The organism is Subtercola boreus, assembly GCF_003399635.1.
Classification (GTDB): Bacteria; Actinomycetota; Actinomycetes; order Actinomycetales; family Microbacteriaceae; genus Subtercola; species Subtercola boreus_B.
The window spans coordinates 1-19,197 of the sequence record NZ_NBXB01000020.1; the positions used below are offsets into that span (position 1 = coordinate 1).

15 protein-coding genes are annotated in these 19,197 nt (G+C 68.5%); 7 read left to right on the forward strand and 8 right to left on the reverse strand.

The features are described 5' to 3' along the window. Positions 1 to 49: 49 nt before the first annotated feature. Positions 50 to 6,175: an RHS repeat-associated core domain-containing protein gene (locus tag B7R22_RS06620; RefSeq protein WP_116410992.1), complete on the reverse strand. Its 6,126-nt coding sequence runs from the start codon at positions 6,173 to 6,175 to the stop codon at positions 50 to 52. A 5-nt stretch (positions 6,176 to 6,180) separates the two neighbouring features. Continuing rightward, entirely contained in the window at positions 6,181 to 6,993 is an 813-nt protein-coding gene (locus tag B7R22_RS06625) for a hypothetical protein (RefSeq protein WP_147305323.1), read from the reverse strand. Positions 6,994 to 7,079: 86 nt separating this feature from the next. Between B7R22_RS06625 and B7R22_RS06630 the strand changes: the two genes are divergently transcribed. From B7R22_RS06630 to B7R22_RS20205, 4 genes are all read left to right on the forward strand, one after another. After that, positions 7,080 to 7,484, forward strand: a complete 405-nt coding sequence (locus B7R22_RS06630; RefSeq protein WP_116410994.1) for a Fic family protein — start codon at positions 7,080 to 7,082, stop codon at positions 7,482 to 7,484. Further along, complete coding sequence (locus B7R22_RS06635) at positions 7,418 to 8,059, forward strand: hypothetical protein (RefSeq protein ID WP_147305324.1); 642 nt, start codon at positions 7,418 to 7,420, stop codon at positions 8,057 to 8,059. Before B7R22_RS06630 ends, B7R22_RS06635 begins: the two co-directional genes overlap by 67 nt. A gap of 147 nt (positions 8,060 to 8,206) precedes the next feature. Beyond that, positions 8,207 to 9,391 (forward strand): LLM class flavin-dependent oxidoreductase, encoded by a 1,185-nt coding sequence (locus B7R22_RS06640; protein WP_116410996.1) that lies wholly within the window; start codon positions 8,207 to 8,209, stop codon positions 9,389 to 9,391. A 239-nt stretch (positions 9,392 to 9,630) separates the two neighbouring features. After that, positions 9,631 to 9,885 carry a PIN domain-containing protein gene (locus B7R22_RS20205; protein ID WP_367379183.1) on the forward strand — a complete coding sequence of 85 codons (255 nt, stop codon included), beginning with the start codon at positions 9,631 to 9,633 and terminating at the stop codon, positions 9,883 to 9,885. Positions 9,886 to 9,957: 72 nt separating this feature from the next. Here the strand turns inward: B7R22_RS20205 and B7R22_RS06645 are convergent, their stop codons facing one another. The 3 genes from B7R22_RS06645 to B7R22_RS06655 form a co-directional block, all read right to left on the reverse strand. After that, positions 9,958 to 10,368 (reverse strand): DUF779 domain-containing protein, encoded by a 411-nt coding sequence (locus B7R22_RS06645; RefSeq protein ID WP_116410997.1) that lies wholly within the window; start codon positions 10,366 to 10,368, stop codon positions 9,958 to 9,960. Positions 10,369 to 10,378: 10 nt separating this feature from the next. Then, positions 10,379 to 11,902, reverse strand: coding sequence for an acetaldehyde dehydrogenase ExaC (gene exaC, locus B7R22_RS06650; RefSeq protein ID WP_116410998.1), 1,524 nt, complete (start codon positions 11,900 to 11,902; stop codon positions 10,379 to 10,381). 158 nt (positions 11,903 to 12,060) lie between these two features. Next, entirely contained in the window at positions 12,061 to 13,464 is a 1,404-nt protein-coding gene (locus tag B7R22_RS06655) for a helix-turn-helix domain-containing protein (protein ID WP_116410999.1), read from the reverse strand. A 110-nt stretch (positions 13,465 to 13,574) separates the two neighbouring features. Between B7R22_RS06655 and B7R22_RS06660 the strand changes: the two genes are divergently transcribed. Further along, complete coding sequence (locus B7R22_RS06660) at positions 13,575 to 13,949, forward strand: hypothetical protein (protein ID WP_216363409.1); 375 nt, start codon at positions 13,575 to 13,577, stop codon at positions 13,947 to 13,949. Here B7R22_RS06660 and B7R22_RS06665 read toward each other — a convergent pair. Next, positions 13,946 to 15,409 carry an MDR family MFS transporter gene (locus B7R22_RS06665; protein ID WP_116411000.1) on the reverse strand — a complete coding sequence of 488 codons (1,464 nt, stop codon included), beginning with the start codon at positions 15,407 to 15,409 and terminating at the stop codon, positions 13,946 to 13,948. The two genes, B7R22_RS06660 and B7R22_RS06665, sit on opposite strands and share 4 nt — an antisense overlap. An 85-nt stretch (positions 15,410 to 15,494) precedes the next feature. Here B7R22_RS06665 and B7R22_RS06670 point away from each other — a divergent pair, with 85 nt between their 5' ends. Next, on the forward strand, positions 15,495 to 16,907 hold the full coding sequence (locus B7R22_RS06670) for a glucose-6-phosphate dehydrogenase (RefSeq protein WP_367379184.1): 1,413 nt from the start codon (positions 15,495 to 15,497) through the stop codon (positions 16,905 to 16,907). Between the two features lie 363 nt (positions 16,908 to 17,270). On the opposite strand, the gene B7R22_RS06675 is transcribed toward B7R22_RS06670, so the two are convergent. After that, positions 17,271 to 18,026, reverse strand: a complete 756-nt coding sequence (locus B7R22_RS06675) for a DUF2071 domain-containing protein (protein WP_216363410.1) — start codon at positions 18,024 to 18,026, stop codon at positions 17,271 to 17,273. An 8-nt stretch (positions 18,027 to 18,034) separates the two neighbouring features. After that, positions 18,035 to 18,391, reverse strand: a complete 357-nt coding sequence (locus B7R22_RS06680) for a metalloregulator ArsR/SmtB family transcription factor (protein WP_116411002.1) — start codon at positions 18,389 to 18,391, stop codon at positions 18,035 to 18,037. Positions 18,392 to 18,497: 106 nt separating this feature from the next. On the opposite strand from B7R22_RS06680, the gene B7R22_RS06685 reads away from it, so the two are divergent. Then, the gene (locus B7R22_RS06685; protein ID WP_116411003.1) at positions 18,498 to 19,175 is read left to right on the forward strand and encodes a hypothetical protein; all 678 of its coding nucleotides are present in this window, start codon (positions 18,498 to 18,500) and stop codon (positions 19,173 to 19,175) included. Positions 19,176 to 19,197 lie beyond the last annotated feature (22 nt).

Sequence of the window (19,197 nt, forward strand, 5' to 3'; positions counted from 1 at the left end):
AGGACACGCTGGACAGTGCGGTGGAAACCCGCGCTGAACGCGTTCGCGATCACCTTCGCCGACCGCTGGCCGGCAGCAGAAACCTACTAACCAAAAATGCTGGAAACACCGAAAACGTTACAGACCCATGCGAGTAGTCCAAGGCGGCCGCGCAGTCGAGAAGTTGCGCCCGCGTCAAGCAGGTATATGCGAGTGAGCTGGCCTTGTCTGCAGAATATTTGCTCAGGTTGCTTAAGGTCACGCGTGAACCTTCGACGTGACGCACCTGAAGGAACGCCGTCGCGGAGCCCGGGTCCCAGGAGTGGCCAGCGGATGAGGCTGAGGGTTTGAGCCAGGCGCCGGTGCCGTAGCCGGGGCGGGAGCTGGCGGGTGGGGCGACGTAAGGCGCGACCGCAGTACGGGCAGGGGCATACGAGGGGTAGCCGGTGGAGGAGTAGTTGCCGCCGCCCATGTTCTGCACGGCGATGCCGGTGGGGTTGTAGGGGCGGAAGCCGAGTTGGTCGGCCATCGTGGTGGGGTTGTTGGTGACGAAGGCGTAGCGGTGCAGGGACTGGGGGTCGGTGAGGAGGCCGCGGGCGGCGTCGGGGGAGAGCCAGCTGCCGGTTGAGGGGTCGTACTGGCGGGAGAAGTACGACGAGAGACCGGTGGTGGGGTCGGCGGGTTGGCCGCCAAAACCGGCGACGGCGTTCCAACCCGAGGTCTCGAAGGATGCCGCGCCAAAGTCGTCGTAGGCGGCGAGTTGGGTGACGGATCCGCCGACGGCCTGGGCGGCGACCGAGCCGAGGCGGTCGAGGAGGTTCCAGCGGGTGCCGGTGTCGACGGTCTGCAGGGTGGAGGCTTGCAGGGCGACGCTGCCACGGGCATCCAGAACCTGCGAGGTGGTGCCCGAGGCCGGGTTTGTCTGCTGCACGATGGAGGTGCCTGACCAGACGGAGGTGGTGGTTTGGGTGCCGAGGGGGGTGGTGTCGGTGGCGGACTGCTGGCGGCCGAGGCCGTCGTAGGCGTAGGAGGTGTGGCGTCCGTCTCGGGTGGTGCCGGTCATCCGGCCGGCGTCTGACCAGCTGTAGGCAGTGGTGACGCCGGAGGTGGTGGAGGCGGTGCGCTGGCCGTTCGCGTCGTAGGTGTAGGCCGTGGGGGAGGTGCCGGTGGTGGCGGTGAGCTGGTTCAGGGCGTTGAAGGTGGCGGTCTGCGAGGTGGCGGAGGCGGGAGCGGCAGTGCCGGATCCAGAGACAGCGCCGGAGCCGGCGGCTGGGATGGCCGGGGGAGTGGATGCCGCGGAGGTGCGGTTTCCGGCGGGGTCGTAGCCGTACCTGGCCGAGGCGCCGTCGGTGGAGGTCGAGCCGGTGAGGCGGCCGAGGGGGTCGTAGCTGTAGTGATTCGTGACGGACTGCTGCTGGGCCGGGGTGGCGGTGGTCGAGAGGCCGGCGGCGATGGTGCGGGTGGCGGAGGTGACGTCGCTGTTCGCGTCGTAGGCGTAGGCGAAGGCGAGGGTGCCGCCGTCGGCGACCGGGTTCGGGGGAGCTGGGGTGGTGTGGTGGCCGAGGTAGTCCGAGGGGTCGAGGCCGGCGGGGCCGCCGCTGCCGGGCGACGCGGGTGCAGGTGCAGGAGCAGGCGGCGACGGCGGCCCGGGCGCGGGCAGCTGGTTCCGGATGCTCGTCACCCGGTTCGCGGCGTCGTAGGCGTAGTTCGTGGTGAGGCCGGTGCTGCGGGATTCCGCGGCGAGGTTGCCCGCCGCATCCCAGCCGTACGAGAGCGAACCCCACGGCGAAGTCTGCGCGAGAGGGCGGCCGGCTTTGTCGTAGGTGTAGCCGATGCGGTCGCCGGTCGGGAGGGTCAGGTCGGTTAGCCCGCCCGATGCGTCGTAGGTGTACCCGATCCGCGCGCCGGAGGCATCGATCTGTGATGATACGCGGCCAGCGGGGTCGTACGTCCAGCCGGTGACGCCGAGCGGATCGGTCATCGCGATGGGCTGGCCGGCCTTGTCGTATGCGAACGAGGTCGCCGATCCGTCGGCGTAGGAGGTCTTCTGCAGGTTGCCGAGGAAGTCGTAGGCGTTGCGGGTGGTGCGGCCCGCGGCATCCGTCGTCGCCGTGAGCTCGCCCAGATTGTCGTAGGCGTAGCGCCAGATGTTGCCGGCCGCGTTCGTCTCGGTGAGGGGGCGGCTTTTCTGGTCGTAGGTGAAGGTGGTGGCGTGGCCGTTGGGGTCGGTCGACGACGCGAGGTTGCCGACGGGGTCGTAACGGTAGCGGGAAGTCACGTTGGCCGTGGCGGTCGAGGCGGGGTCGGATGTCGCGTTCTCGACGACGCTCGTCAGCTGGCCTGCGGGGTCGTAGCCGTAGTGGGTGACGACGCCGAGCGGGTCGGTCAGGGAGGTCTGGCGTCCGGCCGCGTCGTAGCCGTAGCGGGTGGTGTTGCCGAGGGCGTCTGCGGCGGACGCGACGGCTCCGGCGGCAGTGTAGGCGCGGGTCTGGGTGTGGCCGTTGGGATCCGTGACGGCGGTGGGCCGGGCATCCGCATCGTAACTGTACGAGGTGACGGCGCCGAGGGGGTTCGTGGCGGCGGTGACGAGTCCGCGGGGGTCGTAACGGGCGGTCGAGGTGCGTCCGAGGGCGTCGGTCGCCGAGGTGAGGTGGTCGGCGGCGTCGTAGGTGTACGTGACGACCCCGCCGGTGGGGTCGGTCGCGGTGCGGATGTTGCCGGCCGCGTCGTAGCTGAACCTGGTCGTGCGACCGGCGGGGTCGGTCGTGGATACGACGTTGCCCGCAGCGTCGTAGCGATAGGTGGTTCGGTCGCCGGCCGGGTTCGTGATGGCGGTGGTGCGGCCGAGCAGGTCGTAGGCGTAGGGGGTTATGTTGCCCGCGGGGTCGGTGCGCGCGGTCACGCGGCCGAGGGCGTCGTACGAGGTGAGGGACGTCTTTCCGAGCGGGTCGGTGCTGGCGGTGACGCGGCCGGCCGTGTCGAAGGTCTGCGAGCTCGCGGCGCCGCGCGGGTCTGTCGCCTGCGTGACCTGGCCGAGCGGGTCGTAGGCGCGCTTCCACACGCCGCCGTTCGGGTCGGTGACGGATGTCGCGCGATCCAGGCGGTCGAGGGTGAAGGCGGTCTTCGCGCCGACGGGGTTCGTGGTACCGACCAGGGCGTCTTCGCGGTTGTACGAGTAGGTCGTCGTTCCACCGCCGGGAGCGGTGACGGTCGCCAGCCGGAACAGCGCGTCCCAGCTGTACGACGTGACCGCGCCCGCCGGATCGGTCGACGTGAGCACGTGGCCGTTGTTGTCGTAGGTGTAGGCGGTGACGCCGCCGACGGGGTCGGTCACGGCGGCGAGATTGCCGGCTGCGTCGTACCGGTACGAGCTGGTTGCCCCGACCGGGTCGGTCGAGCTGGTGACCTGGCCGGCCACGTTGTAGACATAGCTGGTCGAGTGGATGTTCGGATCCGTCGCCCTCGTCAGGTGCCCCTGCCCGTCGTAGGCGTACTGCGTCTTCTGGCCGCCGGGGGCTGCGGAGGAGAGGATGTTGCCCGCGGCGTCGTAGGTGTTCGAGACTGTGGATCCGTCAGGGAGATGGATGCCCGTGACCTCGCCGCGCGCATCGACGTCGTAGGTCGTGGTTCGCGCCGATCCGCCCACGCCGCCCTGGTCGGTGACACTCGCCACGCGACCGGACGGGGTGTACGTGTACTGGGTGGTCGCGGCATCCGGAGCCACGATCTTCGTGACGTTTCCGCTCGCATCGTAGGTGTACGTGTACCGGTTGCCGGCCTCGTCGGTGTAGGCCGTGACGTTGTTGGCGGCGTCGTAGGCGTACTTCTTCGTGCCTCCTTCGGCGTTCGTGACGGCAGTGACGCGGTGCTGCGTATCGAAGGCGAAGACGCTCGCGCGGCCCTCGTTGTCGGTGTAGGTGGTTGTGCCTCCGCCGGGAGTGACGTTGTAGGCGAAGGTGCGGGTGTTGTTCTGCGCGTCGAGCTGCTTCACGACGCGGCCCTCGGCGTCGTAGGTGTTGCGCAGGTAGGTGACGCCGAGCGGATCCGTCGCGGTGATGAGACGGTGGGCGGCGTCATAGGTGAAGGTGCGCGGCGATGTGCCGGGGCCCCCGCTGCCGGGGTACGTGATGCCGGTCAGGTTGCCGGCGGTGTCGTACGCGAAACCCCAGGCTCGGGCATCCGGAGCCGTGAATGAGGTGATGCGGCCCTCGGCGTCGCTGGAGGCACGGACGACCTGACCACCGGTGTCGGTGATCGACGCTAGGGGTAAGAACTGGGCCGTCGGGCTCGGGGTTCCGTAGGCCACGTCGTAGCCGTTGCCCGCGAGGTCGCGGTAGGAGGAGAGCTCGCCGATGCCCTCGGGGTCGGTGGCGTCGAAGGTCCAGGTCTGGCCGTCGGCGCCCGTGAGCGTGAGGCGGCCGGCGCTGTTCGTGAGGGTCTGGTGCTTCGAAGGATCGCCGTCGTAGCCGCCGGCCTTGTTTGGAGTGAACGTGTAGGAGGCTCCGTCGCCGCGCACGATCATGACGGATGCGTCGTTGAAGACCTGCGCGTGGGCGCCGACGCCGAGCGACCAGCCCGCGCCGCTGCGGGTGAGCCGGCCATCCTGAGCGTTGTAGGTCAGGCCGAGGTCGACGCTCGCGCCGCCGTTGCCGGGGAGCGTGAAGAGAGGCTCCTCCTCTATGAGGTTGCCGGTTGAGAACGACACGGGCTCTGAACCGTACAGCTGGTAGTTCTGCGTGCCCAGATCTGCCCAGGCAGCCTTCTCTGCGGCTGTCGGTGGGCTCGGGAAACCGGCGGCGGCGGGGGAGAGGCAGTTGTACCCTTTCGAGACCAGGTACTGGCGGAACGCATCGGCGACGCCGGCGGCGATCTCGTCCATGTGCTGGTCGATGATCGGCCAGTCGTAGTTGTTGTCGAGATTCAGGGCCTCGAGGTGGATGTAGGTGCCGGGGTTCGGGTCGAACTCCTTCTGCGGGATGTTCTGCGCGGGTATGGGTGCCCAACTTGCTGACGGGCGGGTCGTGTAGGTCGGCAGGGTGTCGTTGAGGTAGCCGCCGACCGCGTCGGAGTCGGCGATGCCGTTGCTGAAGACCTTGGATCCGCCGGAGGTCGGTGTGACGCCCCAGGCGTGCCCGACGGGGGCGTCGAAGGCGAGGGTCGCGGTGAGGGCCGGGTTCTGGGCCTTTGCGTAGTCAGCCCGTGTCTGAGCGTCGACGACCGGGGTGGCGGGGTCTTCGCGCGTCAGGTTCACGGTTGCGAGGCAGGCGTTCTGCAGCAGCGTCTTGACGGCGTTCGCGAGGGCAATGTTGTACGGCAGCTCGGAGTCGACCTTCGCCGGGCTACTGGTGTGGGCGACGCCGTCGTCGGGGTCGAGCACGATGACCGGGCCAACCGGAGCGATGTACGGCTTGCCGATGACGACGAACTGCGAGAGGTGGCCGGATTCGCCGATGACCGTCTGGGTGGCGGCGTCGTAGTGCGAGGCGAGGGGGAGCCACGGATCGCCCGCGTTCTCTCGGGTGAAGATCTGCAGGGAGGCGGGGTCGAGGGTGGGGAGGACGGCGGGGTCGACGCCCATGGCGATGGTGACGCCGGGGTGTACGGTCGTGACGCCCTGCGGGCCAGCCGCGTCGGTGTCGGCGGGGGGTTCTTCATCGTGATGTCCGTGTGATCGCGACGACGTGGCAGCCTGTGGTGCCTCCGTCGTCGCCTCAGCCTCGATCGTCGTGACCTCGGCGCCCGCGTCGTCGTGTGCGGTGACGCGCACCGGATCGGAGGCGACCAGCCCCGCCGTCTCGGAGGCGGCGCTCGCGGCCGTGCTGCCGGGCATCCGCGAGACTGTGACCGACAGCTCAGCGTCGGACTTCTTTCCACCGAAGGTGACGGCGGTGTCGACCGCGTCGGCGGTGACGGTGGTGCCATCGCCTGCGCGCAGTGTCGCCGATGCGATCTCCTCGTCGGCCGGCGCGGGGTCGGGCTGGCTGGGATCTGTGTTGGTGCCCGCAGCCGCCGCGAATACCTCGGTGAGGGTCTCTGCGGTGAGAGTCCGGGCGCGTTCGGCAGCGGATGCCTCGGCCGGCGTCAGCGCGCCCGTCAGCACGAGGGCGAGCACGGTGAGCACGCCGAGTCCGGCTGTGCGCATACGGCTCCGGATGCTGCGTCGGCGGTTCGTGGAGAGATTCGGTGTCGGTGCCATCGTGGCTACTCCCCGGCTTCGGTGAATGGTCGGGTGAGTTCGCCTGCGTGGTCGCCCTGGTCGCCGTGTTCGCCTAGGTCAGCCAGGCGGCGCCGTCGTCGCCACGCCAGCAGCACCGCAATCCCGCCCGCCGCGACGACCAGCCCGGCGCCGATCGGGAGAACCACGGTCAGTCCGGTGTGCGCCAGCGCACGGAGCCGCGCAGCCTCCGCAGCTTCGCGAGCCGCCTTGAGGTCGAGGTAGCGCTTGAGGAGCTGCGCTGCATCCGGAACCCCGTCGCCGTTCAGGTCTTCGGCACCCGTCGCGCAGGTGGTGTCACCACAGATGAGCACGGAGATCCACTGGGGAACGCCGTGCCGGTTCAGCGTTTCGAGGCCATCGGTGCAGGTCTTCGAACCGCAGATGACCTCGGAGATGTAGTCGGGGATGCCGTTGCCATCCGCGTCGGCGGTGGGATCGGCGCAGGTCGGCGTGTGGCACGCCGTGTACTCGACCCAGTCGGGGATGCCGTCTTCGTCGGAGTCTTCAGCTCCCGTCGCGCAGGTGGCTGTGCCGCAGAGCTGCCGTTCGAGCTGGTCGGAGATGCGGTCGGCGTCGGCGTCGCAGAGCGTGGCGTTGGATGCCGCGGGGCAGGGTGTCGGCGCAGAGTCAGCCGCGAAAGCCCCGGCCGCCGCGGTGCGGGTCGAGGCTGGGCCAGTGACCGTGGCCGCCACGGCCATCGCTGTCGCAGAGGGCGAGCCGATCATCCCGAGTATGACGACCGTTGTCACGGCCACCAGCGCTGCCGTCCGTCGACGAGCGGCAGTGAATCTCTGCATGCTGTGCGGCCCCATCTCCGGGCACGCGATGAGCCCTCGACAGCACCAGCGCTACCGTGACCGATACACTAGGGCATTAATGACATATGCTCATAACCGAGGCTGCGGAGAACGGGTGGCGAGCTAGGTCAGTTCAGCGTTTGATCTGTGACATCTATGGCGAGACGGAAGCTTCGGCAATCACCCTTGTTCTTGCGGAGCTCCATTCGCCATTCGAGCGGATTTATCTCTTCATCGACGGGAATGGTCGAACCGGCAGGCTCGTGCTCAACCTGGCTCTGGTACGCCTGGGTTTTCCGCCAGCCATCATCTTCAAGGTGAACCGGAAAAGGTACCTCGACAACCTCATGCGCCTTGCGAGGGTGGGGGCACGGTGCGAGTCTGGCAGCAGGAGAAGGGAGACCCTGTGCGTTCGAGTGAACCGATGCCCGGCAATCCGTGGCCGCACGACATGGTCATCTCGATCGACGAGAACGATGCTCTGCTGCTGAGGTTGCTGTTCGTGCGCGCGGCCTGGGGGCTGGGTGCGATCGGCGTTCCCGCGGTCGTGGGGCTGATTGGGATCGGCGTCGGCGGCGCTGGCATCGGCGCATCGCGCCTGCCGTCGGACGTCGGCTTCGCGAAGGCCGACTACCTCTGGCGTGACGAGTGGGAGCGCAGCTGGGAGCGGTTCGATGTGCGGGATCGCCGCGTTCGGCCGATGGATGCTCGGCACCGCGAAGTGCTCGACGCGACCCCTGACGAAGAGCTCGGCGCCGTCTACCTCATCGGGCCGTCCCGGTTCTGGAGCGAGGGCATCGACGAGGAGGCGTTCGACCGGTGGAACCGCGGGCTGTTCGAGCGCACGATCCAAGGGCACCGGGCGCCGCTGGAGGAGAGTCCCGAGCGGCGGGCGCTGCTGGCGCTGGTCTCGGCGTGGGAGACCGGGCTGACGAACATCCTGCAGCTGCCGTATGAGGGGTACTTCGCGGAGCGGATCAACGCCCAATACCTCGTGGTCTCGGAGGAGACCCGGCGGGAGGTGACTCTCTACTCCAGGGCGCTCGCACTGCCGCCGACCAGCTGAGACGGAGGGGAGTCGTCGTGCGATGACCTTCGACGTGTACAGCGAATCGCAATACGCTGGGGTGAGCGGAAGGCGTGCGCGGGAATAGAACGCGACCATCACCCGTTGCACCGGATATCGATGCAGACGCATAGAAAGAAGAGTATCATGCAGTTCGGAATCTTCAGCGTCAGTGATGTGACGACCGACCCGACGACCAGGACGACCCCCAGCGAGCAGACGCGCATCAAGGACATCGTCACGATCGCTCAGAAGGCCGAAGAGGTCGGCCTCGATGTGTTCGCGATCGGTGAGCACCACAACCCGCCCTTCTTCTCGTCGAGCCCGACGACCACGCTCGCCTACATCGCCGCCAAGACCGACAAGCTCTTCCTGAGCACGAGCACCACGCTCATCACCACGAACGACCCGGTGAAGATCGCCGAAGACTACGCGATGCTCCAGCACCTCGCCGACGGCCGCGTCGACCTGATGATGGGCCGCGGCAACACCGGCCCCGTGTATCCGTGGTTCGGTCAGGACATCCGGCAGGGCATCCCGCTCGCCATCGAGAACTACGCCCTGCTGCACCGGCTCTGGCGCGAGGACTACGTGAACTGGGAGGGCACGTTCCGCTCGCCGATCCAAGGCTTCCAGTCGACGCCACGTCCGCTCGACGGCGTGCCGCCCTTCGTATGGCACGGCAGCATCCGTTCGCCCGAGATCGCCGAACAGGCTGCCTACTACGGCGACGGATTCTTCGCGAACAACATCTTCTGGCCCAAAGAGCACTACATGAAGCTCATCGGGTACTACCGCTCGCGCTTCGAGCACTATGGCCACGGAACCGCCGCGCAGGCGATCGTGGGCCTCGGCGGCCAGGCGTTCATGGCGAAGAAGTCGCAGGACGCGGTGAACCAGTTCCGTCCGTACTTCGACAACGCGCCGGTCTACGGCCACGGCCCCTCGCTTGAGGACTTCACCGAGCAGACCCCCCTCACCGTCGGCAGCCCGCAGCAGGTCATCGACCGCTACGCCGGCATGCGCGACCACTTCGGCGACTACCAGCGCCAGCTGTTCCTGATGGACCACGCCGGACTGCCGCTGAAGACCGTGCTCGAGCAGCTTGACTTCCTGGGCGGCGAGGTGGTCCCGGTGCTCCGGCGCGAGCTCGAGGTGAACCGCCCCACGGGTATCTCCGACGGGCCCACGCACGCCTCACTGGTCGCCGCGCGCGATGCGGCCGAGGTTGCTGCTGCCGCGTCGCTCGTCGCCTCGGCTGACGCGTCGTCGGCCGGCGCTGTCGATGCGCTCGCGACATCCGGCTCCGGCCCCTCCTCCGAGCGGAGCTAGGCCGGGGGATGCCTGTCGGTTCTGGATGTCACGACCTCCGTCGAGGTCATCGAATTCCGTGACCTCGGAACCGGGGCGCCACGAGGGCTGCCCGCACACGATGCCGGCGAGAGTGAGCCAGGCCAGCGGAAGCAGCACGAGCCCGCCCGTCCCGTTGATCGCCCACTGCACGGCGGCGTCGATCGTCCTGAAGGGGGAGAAGACGCTGATGGCACCCTGCCGCAGGTCATCGAGCCAGCGTGGCAACTGAGGTTCGGGGCCTACATCTCTCTCTCGTTGGACCGTCATCTCGTTCTGGTGGTCGTGCGCCCGCCGAGAACCATGTCTGGTGTTTCACAGCCGGGCATGGGCTGGTGACCGCCCAGCTCGACCGGGCGCACCGCGATCCGTTCGATCGGATGCTCGCCGCGCAGGCGATCGTAGAGAACGCGGTGCTTGTGACCGCGGATCGCGCCCTTGCCGAGCTCGGCGGTCTGCGCGTCGCGTGGGGCTGAACCGAGCCAAGCCGATGAGGCGTCTTCGCGGCGACGCAGCGCGAGTCGCGCAGCGGTCGGCGACGCCGGCCGTCACACGAACGGCGCCGCCGAGTCCATGAGTTTCGAGCGGATCAGGAACCGCACTCCCTCCGGCGCCTCCACCGAGAAACCGCTGCCACGGCCCTTCACGACGTCGATCGTGAGGTGGGTGTGGCTCCAGTACGCGAACTGCTCGACCGACATCCAGAAGTCGATCGGCTGCGGCGAAGCGCCGGGCGGGGCGATGTCGAGCACTCCGAGGAGCACGTCGGCGTCGGAGGTGATGAAGTCCCCGGCCGGGTAGCACATCGGCGAACTGCCGTCGCAGCATCCACCCGACTGGTGGAACATCAGCGGGCCGTACTGCTCCCACAGCTTTCGAAGGAGCGAGACGCTCACGTCAGTAAGCGCCACCCGCGACTGGGTCTCGTGCGGCACGGTCACCGCGGCATCGACAGGCATCGGCGTCGGCTTAGAAGAACCCGAGGGCGTTGTCGCTGTACGACACCAGCAGGTTCTTGGTCTGCTGGTAGTGGTCGAGCGCGAGCTTGTTGTTCTCGCGGCCGATGCCCGAGCTCTTGTACCCACCGAAGGCGGCACCGGCGGGGTAGGCGTGGTAGTTGTTGATCCACACCCGGCCGGCCTGGATGTCGCGACCCGCCCGGTAGGCGGTGGTGCCGTTCCGCGACCAGACGCCAGCCCCGAGACCGTAGAGGGTGTCGTTCGCGATGGAGATCGCGTCGTCGTAGTCGTCGAACGAGGTCACGGCGACGACCGGGCCGAAGATCTCCTCCTGGAAGATGCGCATCTTGTTGTGACCTTCGAAGATGGTGGGCTGCACGTAGTAGCCCTCCGACAGGTCGCCGCCGAGGTCGGCGCGCTCGCCGCCGAGGCGGAGTTTCGCGCCCTCCTGCTTGCCGATGTCGAGGTAGCTGAGGATCTTCTCGAGCTGGTCGTTCGACGCCTGCGCGCCGACCTGGGTGTCGGTGTCGAGCGGGTTGCCCTGCACGGCCTTGGCGGTGCGCGCCGTCACGGTGTCGAGGAACGAGTCGTAGATCGGCTTCTGGATGAGCGCGCGGCTCGGGCACGTGCAGACCTCACCCTGGTTGAAGGCGAAGAGCGTGAAGCCCTCCTGCGCCTTGTCGTAGAACGCGTCGTCCTGGTCGGCGACATCCTTGAAGAAGATGTTCGGCGACTTGCCGCCGAGCTCCAGCGTCACGGGGATGAGGTTCGCCGACGCGTACTGCGAGATGAGCCGGCCGGTGCTCGTCTCTCCGGTGAAGGCGATCTTGCGGATGCGCGGGCTCGACGCGAGCGGTTTGCCGGCCTCGACGCCGAAGCCGTTGACGACGTTGATCACTCCGGGCGGCAGGATGTCGCCGATGAGCTCCATCAGCACGAGGATCGACACCGGGGTCTGCTCGGCCGGCTTCAGCACCACCGTATTGCCGGCGGCGATCGCGGGCGCGAGCTTCCAGACGGCCATCAGGATGGGGAAGTTCCAGGGGATGATCTGCCCGACGACGCCGAGCGGCTCGTGGAACTGATACGCGACGGTGTCGTTGTCGAGCTCGGCGTGGTCGCCGTCCTGCGTGCGGATGGCGGCGGCGAAGTAGCGAAAGTGGTCGGCTGCGAGCGGCAGGTCGGCGTTCAGCGGCTCGCGGATCGGCTTGCCGTTGTCCCACGTCTCGGCGACGGCGAGCAGTTCGAGGTTCGCGTCGATCACGTCGGCGATCCTGTTGAGCACGGCGGCGCGGTCGGCGGGGGACGTCTTACCCCAGGCCGGGGCCGCGCTGTGCGCGGCATCCAGAGCCTTCTCGATGTCTTCGGCGGTGCCGCGGGCGACCTCGGCGAACGGTTTGCCGTTGACGGGGGAGATGTCCTCGAAGTACTGGCCCTTGACGGGTTTGGTCCACTCACCGCAGATCCAGTGCTCATAGCGTGGTTTGAACGTGACTTTCGCGTCCGGTGTTCCGGGGGCTGCGTAGATCGTCATTTCGGTGATCCTCCGACGTCGTTGTCTGTGGGGGCGCGGGTTCGGCCTCTTCGACGCACGATACGCAGGGGGAGGTTGCAGGGAGGTTGCGAAAGGTTGCGCGCGGCAGCGGGGTGCCGGCGCAGCGAGCGGCCGGGAGGTGCGGAGGCGGTGCGTCGCTATCCGGCGAGCTCAGCGTCGATGTGTTCGATGCGCGACACCACGGATGCCCGTTTCGGCGAATGCGCCGGCAGCCGCTGCAGGCAGGCCAACCACACGTCGCGGTCGTAGGCGCATTCATCGGTGCGGGCGTAGCCCAGCAGAACGTCGGCCGACGCATCCGTCAGCAGCGACTCGCGCACGTTCGCGCTCACCTCGCGCCGGATCTCGACGACCCCGGGCGCCTTCGACCCTGCGAGCACTTCGCCGGTGTAGGCGCCGAGGGCCACGCGGTGCGCGCCGCGCTCGAGGAAGGCCAGCACGCGGTGCGCATCGAGCTCGAACGGTACCGGCAGGCGATAGGGCCGGGAGAGCGGCTCGAGCGAGGGGTCGAGGTCGACGAGTACCGCACGGAGGCGCACCATCTCCGCCCGGAGTGTGGCGACCGAATTGTCGGCGACGTAGAGCTTCTGGGCCAGCTGCTCGGCTGACAGGCCGTGCCGGTTCCAGACAAGCAGCGTGAGGATTTCGGAGTGTCGTGCACTCAGCTCCACCGCGCGACCGGCGAACGCCAACCGCGCCACCTCCCGGCCGAGCACACTGAGCAGCGGAGCATCCGTCGCCTGCGGCCGTGCCGGCGACGAAGCGACCGGCCGAGGCGTTCGGTGCGACCGCGCGGGCGTCAGCTGGTGGATGCGCAACTCGGCTTCAGCGGCAGCCACCGCCGCCTCGAGCAGGGGCAGGGTGACCGGCGACACAGCGTCGTCGCCTCCGGTGATGTCGATGACGCCGAGCACATCGCCCGACGACGGGTCGTGCACGGGCACCGCTGTGCAGCTCCACGGGTGCACGATGCGGTTGAAGTGTTCGGCCCCGCCGATCTGGATGCTGTGGTCCAGGGCGAGCGCTGTGCCGGGCGCGCTCGTTCCGACGACCCGCTCCGACCAGTTGGCGCCCTCGACGAAGGCCATGCCCTCGGCGCGGCGACGGAGATCGCGGTCGCCGTCGATCCAGAGCAGCCGGCCGGCCTGGTCGCCGATCGCGACAATGAGCCCGCGTTCGAAGGTGTGGGCGATCAGCAGGCGATGGATGACCGGCAGCACGAGGGCGAGCGGATGCTCACTGCGGTACTGGCGGAGGGCCTCGTCGTCGAGGTCGAAGGCGGGGGCGAGCCGGTCGGGGTCGAGATTCGACTGCAGCGACCGGAGCCAGGACTCCTCGACGAGCCGACGGACGCCTGCAGTGTGCGAGAGATCGGTGCCTCCGGCGAACCCGGTGCCGAGGCCGAGGCCGCGGACGCTGCCATCGAAGCCGGGGCCGCTGCCGCCGGGGCCGGTGCCCCCGCCTGCGCCGGGCGAACCGACGATGACGTCGTGCGCATGCTCAGTGAACGCCCGCGTGCTGCGGGAACCGCTGCCGGCCACTGTGCTCCGATCGTCGCTGATCTGCCCGGGTGGGGTGGATCTCAGAATACGCGCAACACACGGGCCGCGCCTGAGAAAACGGTACGCCGCCCGGCCGCTAGGGTTCTCGCATGATCATCAGGCTTTTCGACATCGACACCGCTACGGCCCTGTCGCAGATCCTCCCGATCATCCTGCTCGCCCTGATGGTGGAACTGCGGCGCACGAAGATCCACAAACGAGGGCACAACCAGCGACGCACCCGGGGCCTGATGGGGCTGTTCTTCATCCTCTTCGCTCTGATCGAGACGGTGCTCGTGCTGTCGATCGACGGCCGGGTCTTCCCGTTCCAGCCGAGCGACCTGTTCGCAGCGCTGATCATCTTCGCGCTGCTGATCATGCTGTTCGTGCTGACGTTCCTGCCCGAGTTCGAGGAGGACCACCGGCGCCGGCACGCCCACGAGCCGATCGAGCACCACGGTGCTGACGACCCGGAGGGGCTCTAACCGGCGACAGCCACGCGTCCGTCGGAGCGCAGCCGCGCATCCGGCATCGAAGCGGCCGCAGCGACGGTAGCGACGGCGCACACCAGAACGGCGATGAAGGCCGCGCCCGAGGCCACGGCGACTGTCACGGGATCGCTCGTGCCCCCGCCCCCGGGATGACCGGCGTAGATGCCATTCGCGATGGCTCCGAACACGGCCACACCCACGGCGCTGCCGATGGAGCGGGCGAAGAAGTTGGTGCCGGTGACGACGCCGCGCTCCTCCCACGGAACGCTCGACTGGGCGGCGATGAGGCTGGGCGTCGCCACGAGGCCGAGCCCGAGACCGATCACGAAGCAGCTGGCCGCGACGACGACAAGGTCCGGGCGGGGTGCGGAGAGCGCGAGGCTGAGCGCACCGGCGACGGCCAGTACCATGCCGATGAGGATGGTGCGCTTGAACCCGATCCGGAGATACAGACGGCCTGACTGCGAGGCATCAAGCGGCCAGCCCAGGGTGATGGCGGCGACGGCGAGACCCGACACGACGGGGGTGATGTGGATGGTTCCCTCGAGGTAGGTCGGAACGAAGGAGGTCACCCCGAGGAGGATCGCTCCCACCCCGAGCGAGATGAGGGTGGTCGTCAGCAGCAGGCGGCGGGAGAACACCCAGAGCGGCAGCACCGGTTCGGCCGCGCGCCGCTCGACCAGCACGAACACGACAAGCAGCAGCCCGCCGAGGGCGAAGGCGCCGATGCTCTGGATCGAGTTCCACGCCCAGGCCTGTCCGCCTTCGAGAGCGGCGAGGATGAGGGCGCTGAGGGCGCCGGTCAGCACGGCCGACCCCGCGTAGTCGATGCGGTGCTTCGTCTTCTCGATCTGTTCGTGGAAACGGCGGAAGATCATCCATCCTGCGATGACACAGAGCGGAACGTTCACGAAGAAGATCCACCGCCACGAGAGGAACTCGGAGAACAGCCCGCCGAGCAGGGGCCCGGCCACGGAGGCGATCGCCCAGACGCTCGCGAGGTAGCCCTGCACCTTGGCGCGCTCGGCCACGGTGTAGATGTCTCCGGCGATGGTGACGGCCATCGGCTGCACCGCGCCGGCGCCGAGGCCCTGGATCACGCGGAACGCGATCAGCGCGGGCATGCTCCAGGCCAGCCCGCAGAGGATCGAGCCGGCCAGGAACAGGCCGATGCCGAGCAGGATGATCGGCTTCCGGCCGAGCGTGTCGCTCAGTTTGGCGTAGACCGGTACCGAGACGGCCTGCGCCAGGAGGTAGATCGAGAACAGCCACGGGAACTGCGAGAAGTCGCCGAGGTCGCCGACGATCGACGGTACGGAGGTGGCGAGGATCGTCGCGTCGATCGCGACCAGGCCGGTGGAGAGCATGAGCGCCACGAGAAGGGGACCTCGCTCGGATCGGAACCCGACGCCGTGCCTGTACGGGTTCGTGCCCGGTTCGCTCTTCGTGCTCATGGGTACCTCAAGTGTTGGACGGCCCGAGATATTTCCTTGGCATGAAACAACTGTGGGCGGGCATTCGGGCAAGTACGCTCGACGTATGATGACGTCGAAGACCCTCCTCATTCTCGGTGCCAGCGGTGACCTGACCGAACGACTCCTGCTGCCGGGCCTCGCCAGCCTGGTGGGCGGGGGAGTGGACACTGACCGCGAGCTGATCTCGGGTCTTCGCATCATCGGTTCCGGCCGTTCGGAGCGGAGCCGCGACGAATGGCAGAAGACCGTGAAGACGGCGTTCGACGGGGTCGAGGCGAAGGGGGCCACGGCCCGGGCACTCGTGAAGGACGCCGACTACGTGGTCGGCGATCCGACGTCGAAGGATGACCTCACGAACATCCTCGAGAGCGTCGAGGGTTCGCTGGTGATCTACTTCGCGCTGCCGCCCGCGATCGTGTCGACGGTCATCCAGACCATGGCCTCCGTCGACCTGCCCGAGGGAACCGTGTTCGCCCTCGAGAAGCCGTTCGGGTCGGACTCGCGCAGCGCGGCGACGCTCAACCGGCACCTGCTGAAGCTCGTGCCCGAGGAGCAGATCCACCGGGTCGACCACTTCCTGGGCATGTCGACGGTGCTCAACATCCTGGGCCTCCGCTTCGTGAACCGGCTGGTGGAGCCGATCTGGAACAACCAGAACGTCGAGAAGGTCGAGATCATCTACGACGAAGACCTCGGGCTCGAGGGGCGCGCCGGGTACTACGACACGTCGGGGGCGCTGATCGACATGCTGCAGTCGCACCTGCTGCAGGTGCTCTCGATCGTGGCCATGGAGGCGCCGACGCGCGTCGACCCGGTCGACTTCCGCGCGGCGACGGCTGCGGTGCTGCGCGCGACCTCGGTGTGGTCGGGTGCGCCGATGCTGCCGGGAACGGATGATGTGAGCCGCCGTGCGCGGTACGGCGCCGGCACCGTGGGGCGGCGGACGATGCCCGCGTATGCATCGGAGGAGGGCGTGGACCCGTCGCGTGAGACGGAGACGCTCGCTGAGATGGTCGTCGAAGTGAAGACGCGGCGCTGGGCGGGCGTGCCCTTCGTGCTGCGGTCGGGCAAGGCGATCGGGGAGCCGGTGAAACAGGTGGTGCTCACGATGAAGCCCCTCGGCTTTGTGCCCGACGGGCTCACCGGGTCGGAGTCGCAGGAGCGGATCGTCGTCGGCCTGCGCCCGCCGACCCTCACCTTCGAGCTGACGTTGAATGGCGACGGGGATCCGTTCAGCCTCGCCCGCCATGACCTGAGCGCGACCCTCGACCCGTCACCCCTCACTGCCTATGGCGAGGTGATGCGCGGGGTGCTCGGCAACGACCCGACGCTGTCGATCCGCGGCGACGTCGCCGAGACGTGCTGGCGGATCGTCGCGCCGGTGCTGAACTCGTGGAAGCGGGGCGACGTGCCCCTCGAGGAGTACCCGGCCGGTTCGCAGGGCCCGCGCGCCTGGTCGCGCGACGTGACGGAGTAGTCCCACACCTGCCCTGCCCTCCAGTGCGATCGATCTCCCGAAAATTGTCGCTCTGCGGCGCTCTGAGCGACAATTTTCGGGAGATCGATCGCGCGGGGGCGGGTTCTGAGGCCGGTGTCGTTTGTTCGCGTAGAGTGCTCGGTTGACGTCGATCGGTACTCGCGCCACTGTTCTGAGCCTGGCGGCCGTGCTGGTGGTGATGCTGGCCGGATGCTCGCCGGGAGGGCCCGGCGAGACGGAGACGAGTGCCGACGCAACGACCGTGGTCGGCGTGGCGGAGGCGCCCGACGTGCCACCCGGTTCGGGCGCGGGAGATGTCCGGCGACGCGGCTGGCGGGCGACGATGGTCGCCGCGCCTCGTCGTCAGGGAGCTGCTGGTGCCGGAGTGGTTGCCCGACCCGGCGTGAGCGACAGCGCCGGAACGCTCCACGTGACCGGCACGCCGCGCATCACGAGCACGCTGTCGAGCTTGGCTGAGCCCGCAAGCAGAGCGTCGAAGTAGCTCGAGCGAACCGTCAACGCCTTTCCGCCCTCGATGCGCCATGCCGAGGTCGAGAGCGTGAGCCCCTGCAACGCGCCCGAGCGTGTCGGCGACCACCCCGTGCTTCCGGCGCGGAAGAACTCCGACGCCGCATCGAGGGTAGGGAACAGGGAGCTCCCCCAGGCACCGGATGCCCCGCCGGGCAGTTCCGGCAGGGCGACCACCCCGGCGTCGACTGTCATGCCTGTCGAGCGCATCACTACGTGCATCCGGTCGGCCGACTCGTCGCTCACGAACTGCGCGTGCCGGTGGATGCCCGGAAAGATGCGTTCGCCCGCCGCGACAGCCAACCACGACGCGCTGTGGCGTTCGGGGATGAAGACCCCGGTGCGGGGCCCAGTGGGGGTGTCCCACTCGACGGCGATGCGGTGGGCAGCGTTCTCGGCGTGCCAGCCGACCCGCGGTCTGACGCGTGCCGGGCGCAGGTCGCCGAGGCGGATGAGACAGATGCCGGCAACCGCACTGCCGTCGACGAGTTGCGGTCGGAACCCCGCGGGCAGCAGGGCCTCTGCGACCCGCGGGTCGACGCGGTAGTTGATGAGCAGCCGGCGTTCGATCGTGGCCGAGAGGTCGGGCATCCGGAGCTTCATGAGGTGGCCGCGTTCGCCGCCGTGTTCGTCGAAGCGACCGTCGCCTTCTTCGTCGGCTTGCGGATGCTCCGCAGCACGATCTGCTCCGGGCAGACGCTCGAGAGGAAATCTCCGACGGACAGTGCCAACCGCTCGCCGACCAGCGAGTAGAGGATGCGGTTCGAATCGCGCCGCTCGGTGACCAGCCCCGCCGCCTTCAACACCGACAGGTGCCGTGAGATCGTCGGACCCGAGGCCTGGAACCGGGCGGCGATGTCGCCGGCGGCGAGCTCCCCGTCTCGGAGGTCTTGCAGGATCTGGCGCCTCGTGGGGTGAGCCAGGGCGGAGAAGATGTCACTCACGGCTTCTTGCATGCTCGCAATATAGCACAGGTGCTAATTAGCAATCTAGCTCCAGAACGATTCATGCAGGCAGAAACCTATCAGCAGGCTCATGTCAGATCTGAGGTAAGCTCGGTTCATGGAGACCACTGAAGAACCCACTGTGATCGTCGGCCGGGTGGGCCGGCGGTACACAAACGCGCTGACGATGACGTTCGTGGATGCGCCGGGCGCCCCGGTCGCGACGGTCCGCCAGGGCGGGGCCGGCGGTTTCGGGGGCAAGCTCGCCATTGCCCTGGGGCTCCGCAACCACGGGCCCGGGCGCCACCTGATGCAGACCCGTGAGGGCCAGCGGGTCGTGACGGCCAGCGGCTACAACTCCCCGTCGACGATCGAACGATGTGGGTCGACGGTCGCCACCGTCACCTGCGGTGCGACGACCACCGTCAGGGGCGCTGCCGGCGGCGTGCTGTTCACGATCGAACCCGATCCCGACCGCGCCAGCACTGCAGACGTCCGTCGGATGCTCGTGCGATCCGAACACGGTGGGCCAGCGGCCCGGGTCGACGTGATCCTTGCGGCGTCGGGGTGGGACATCAGCCCGGTTGACCTGGTCGGCTTCGGCTTCGCTCTCGCCTCCGAGGGGATCGGGGCGCTCGTCAGCGACGGCGTGCCGAGCGGCGGTAGCCTACCGATCCGCATCCTCGGCACGCGGCTGGTGCTGCCGGCGCCAGTGCAGGAGAGTGAGCGTGACCTCTTGCTGGCGCTCTGCGTCGACCTCGCCGTCGGCGGGCGCAGGTATGTGGCCGCTGCCTGAGGCGAACGCGCCGATGACCGTC

Bases quoted from the DNA above. Each gene is read 5' to 3' on its own strand.
- B7R22_RS06620 (WP_116410992.1), bottom strand. From the start codon at position 6,175: ATGGCACCGACACCGAATCTCTCCACGAACCGCCGACGCAGCATCCGG.
- B7R22_RS06625 (WP_147305323.1), bottom strand. From the start codon at position 6,993: ATGCAGAGATTCACTGCCGCTCGTCGACGGACGGCAGCGCTGGTGGCC.
- B7R22_RS06630 (WP_116410994.1), top strand. From the start codon at position 7,080: ATGCTCATAACCGAGGCTGCGGAGAACGGGTGGCGAGCTAGGTCAGTT.
- B7R22_RS06635 (WP_147305324.1), top strand. From the start codon at position 7,418: ATGCCCGGCAATCCGTGGCCGCACGACATGGTCATCTCGATCGACGAG.
- B7R22_RS06640 (WP_116410996.1), top strand. From the start codon at position 8,207: ATGCAGTTCGGAATCTTCAGCGTCAGTGATGTGACGACCGACCCGACG.
- B7R22_RS06645 (WP_116410997.1), bottom strand. From the start codon at position 10,368: ATGCCTGTCGATGCCGCGGTGACCGTGCCGCACGAGACCCAGTCGCGG.
- exaC (WP_116410998.1), bottom strand. From the start codon at position 11,902: ATGACGATCTACGCAGCCCCCGGAACACCGGACGCGAAAGTCACGTTC.
- B7R22_RS06660 (WP_216363409.1), top strand. From the start codon at position 13,575: ATGATCATCAGGCTTTTCGACATCGACACCGCTACGGCCCTGTCGCAG.
- B7R22_RS06665 (WP_116411000.1), bottom strand. From the start codon at position 15,409: ATGAGCACGAAGAGCGAACCGGGCACGAACCCGTACAGGCACGGCGTC.
- B7R22_RS06670 (WP_367379184.1), top strand. From the start codon at position 15,495: ATGATGACGTCGAAGACCCTCCTCATTCTCGGTGCCAGCGGTGACCTG.
- B7R22_RS06675 (WP_216363410.1), bottom strand. From the start codon at position 18,026: ATGCCCGACCTCTCGGCCACGATCGAACGCCGGCTGCTCATCAACTAC.
- B7R22_RS06680 (WP_116411002.1), bottom strand. From the start codon at position 18,391: ATGCAAGAAGCCGTGAGTGACATCTTCTCCGCCCTGGCTCACCCCACG.
- B7R22_RS06685 (WP_116411003.1), top strand. From the start codon at position 18,498: ATGGAGACCACTGAAGAACCCACTGTGATCGTCGGCCGGGTGGGCCGG.